Raw genomic sequence first — 3,923 nt, 5'->3', positions numbered from 1 at the left:
AACAACCTTAAAATGCTCATCATCCAACATCTTTCTGTTCCAACTCTTAGGCGTACTTCCCGCATCAAACAGGAATCTCGCCGGCGTGATGAGCGTTACAATATCCGCCAGGTTATATGAAAGATCCATGAATTCATTATAGATCGGCGGAGCATACTTTTCCTGCTTTCCCTTTGACTTAGCCTGATACGGCGGATTACCGATAACAACATCAAATTTCATTCCACCAAAAATCCCTTCTATCTTCCTTGCTTCCTTTTTAGCATCCTCTTTCGCATCCTCTACAATATTATCCACAAACTCAACGTTAGTATCCATGTCCAGATATCCTGCAAGGGTACGCTGAGTGATTGTCTTTGCCATCTTTGTCTTCGCAACGACAAAGATGTTCTCACGCAGAATCTTCTGCCATATTCTTCTCTCGTCTTCCAAGCTGAATTTGCCGGCAGATTCATTTACCATCTTCATATATTCACAGTAATAAAGAGACATCGTTGCATACAGAGGATAAAGCCCTGTCTTTGAATTGATTTCAAGAATATGCACATTGTTGTTCTGCGGATCGGCAATTCTGAATATCCTGTCAGTATACTCCGTATTCACCCAATGCGCCGCATTCTTGCCTTCAACGGTCGTATTATTGTAGTTGTCATCATAAAATGAGTATCCGCCTATTGTCTTTCCCATGTGCATGTTTACCACACGCCATGGAGTCAGAACCGTTTCCTTGTCCACATTTCGGAATGTTCCGAATATTTCGGCTATCTTTTCGACACGCTCCATTGGATCAAGACTGTCCAGTGCCTTGACACGACGTCTTATGATTCTTCCGGCTTCAATGAACACCTCAGGATCATAGTACTTAATGAACTTTCTGAAAAGCTCCTTGGTAACGCCGTTCGGCATGAATTCCGCCCATGATTTGTCATCCACTAATTTAACGAACTTTCTGATATCAACATCCTTGTCAATGTCGATGTCCATTCCGTATATCAGCATCGGAATGCGAATTGAAACGGAACGCAGGATCGAAATCATCGTCTTGCGCTGTTTCTTCAGTTCATTCATTTTTTCAATGGCTTCCTGCTCCTCTGCAGAACGCTCTTTCCTTGGCTTCTTTTTACCCTTGGTTGCCTTGTTATACTCATCTTCCGTAAGGCCCTGTGAATTTACATCAACCTTCAGCTTCTTCTTTTCCGCCCTGGTCTGCCCGACAATGGCCTTGAGATCATTAAAGTCCCTTACATCCGCATCATTGAGCATCAGCATCGCATCACTGTAGATGGAATCATCGTCAAAACCGGTCCTGACAGCTTTTTCGGCATACACACGCTTGATCTGGGTCAAAAGATCGTCAACATCGTATGGTTTCATCCCCTGTCCATGTTCACCGATGATCGGCAGAAAATTAAGAAGATCGCCCATCTTTCTTCTCTGTTCTCCAGTCGTCAGCTTGCCAACGCCAGTATTGAGCCTGCTTGCTTCAGCCATTACCGTCAAGGCACGATCAGGTGCAAAGTCAAAGATATAGCAATTGGTCTTTACGCCAAATTCTTCACTCGAATATGGGGTCTGTGCCCTAAAAGCGGCTTGAAGATACTGCATTGCACTGTTCGTATTGGAAAGGAACAACACACCCGTCCACTCCCTGACAGTGACACCCGTTGTCATTTTCCTGACAGTCAGCGTAATTGTCCTGGTATTTTCGGGATTTGGTCCAATGGCATCACGAACCATCTTCATTTCATCATCGGTTGCCAGACCGTTTTCATTGTCGCCATTGTGAACAACGTTGACAATGGCGTAATCCATTCCGAAAACAGGATTCTCCCGCAAAAGCTTCTCCAACGCATCAGCTTCCTTTATACCCGGAAGAATCCAAAGCGTATGCCTGAGATTGTCGCGGAACTCCTTGGTTGAAAACGGATAGTTGTTCTTGGAATCAGGTGTAGTAATGTTTCTTAAAAACTGTCTGACATTATCTTCATAAACAAATTCTCCATTTTCATCAACCCTGAAGAACTCTTTGAAATTAAAGGACTTCCTGTCGTCACTGAGAAAACATGCATCCTTGAACTGCCTGCTCATTTCGAAAGTATACATTTGCACGGCAGGAAGTTCTGCATATGGGTTCTTCTCTTCCGGATGCTTGAACTTCCACGTCCTTTTCGCGCGCTGCTCCATCGTATAATCCCAGACAAACACCTGATCTTCATCATACTGGTCAATGATGTTGAACGGAGTTCCCGAAAGCTCCAGGACCTTCGTACTTTCCCCGACAACCTTTTCCATCACCCTCTTGGCAAGGTCTGTCTGTGTTCCTTCATGTGCCTCGTCAACAATTACGAGATCCCAGTCATTATCAAACAGTTCACGATTCTTATCTCCCTGCCTGCCGCCAACAAGTTCTGAACCTCGCAGGTCCTGCAGACTCGCAAAATAGATGTACGGCTTACTTGAATTCATCATGTCTTCAAGACTTGAACCACGCTGCTTTGAGCCATACAGATAACCCAACTCATGAAGTCCGACTTTCTTGAAGTCTGCAAACCATCCTTCATCAACCACCGGGCGATGTGTCATTATCAGCACATGCTGATAACGGCTTCTCTTGATCAGTTCCAAAGCCGTTATCGTTTTGCCAAAACGCATCTTGGCATTCCAAAGCATTCTGTCCTTTTTTCTGAAGCAACTCTGAGTCTTTACAATTGCCTCTTCCTGTTCCGGCCTGAGAACTATTTTTGCACCATCACCTGCAATCGGAGCCTCTATTGAATTTTTGCCCTCCTTAACAGCCTTTATGGCATCCTTGACAGTTTCCACATCAGTTTCAAACCATTCATTTCCTTCAAGCCCCGGCTTGTTCCTTATTCCTGAACGCCTCAGAACCGTATGTACATCACTGTCCCGAAACCACGTCCTGTCCTTTTTGCGATAGGCCAGTTCAACCCATGGAATTTCATAGCGCAAACCGGAAGTCGTCATATAACTTTTTACTCTTTTCTCAGCAATCCTGTGTAAATCATCGCTGTTGGGAGTGGCATCAATTTCAAAATCATCAACTGATGTCTCCCCCACCTTCTCTGCACCTTCATACGCTGGAATTCCCATCTTTCTGTCAACATTCTGCACATATATGACCTTTCTTTCAGCTGTCTGATACACCGGATCCTTCTTGGGTTCGACAAAGGCCTGCGAAGATATCTGATCAGCATATTCGGGATTATGCTTAAGGGAAAACCACTTTAAAATGTCATATACATTTCCGATGACCTTGAGGGCTTCTTCCTTTGTACGATCATCCATCTCATGTGTTGCCTCATTGCCACGACGTTTGACCATATAGAACTTATCAAGAATATTTTCAGGCGCCAGTTTCCTGGATTTTATCTTTCTCAGAAAATCATTGAACCCATCCCGATCTCCAAGTTCGACATAGGCCTGGTCCAGTTCCTCCTTTGCAACATTTTCAACAATTGTCCTGGAAGTCGCTATGGCAGTGCCAAACTGTCCTTCAGCATAGTTTTTTTCCATGTCAGTTGCTTTTTTATAGAACGGCTTAAGAATTTCATCAACCATAAGAAAGTCAAAATTGCTTTCCATCATCTTCACCACCATCGAGATTAAATATCCATAAGATCATTATACGACATTGCAAAGAAAAGAAATCACATTTCCAAAATATCCCCGGCGGTAATGTTTCTCAATATTTACACCTGAAATCTGAAAGTGACAAATCATATAAAACACCTGCGACAAGAACTTCAAGTTTCAGACATGACCTTTTAGTATGCAGGAAAGAAGCACCGCTGACTTGCAACACTTCTGAACAACTGACATTAAGTTGATAAAAATATTACTAAGTAACAGATGTCCGCATTAGCTCCAACTTGAATCTTCATCCTTAAAATTACATTTTAACT

Annotated in this window: 1 protein-coding gene; it reads right to left on the bottom strand. The window is 43.3% G+C overall.

Annotation, left to right across the window (positions count from 1 at the left end; genetic code table 11):
• The coding region (locus V7Z60_RS09120; protein WP_334117507.1) for an Eco57I restriction-modification methylase domain-containing protein at positions 1 to 3,603 on the bottom strand (3,603 nt) is incomplete at its 3' end.
• Positions 3,604 to 3,923 lie beyond the last annotated feature (320 nt).

This window comes from Ligilactobacillus sp., assembly GCF_036846325.1.
Classification (GTDB): domain Bacteria; phylum Bacillota; class Bacilli; order Lactobacillales; family Lactobacillaceae; genus Ligilactobacillus.
The sequence above is the reverse complement of the archived record's forward strand: the minus strand, read 5'-3'. Positions and strand labels throughout refer to the sequence as shown.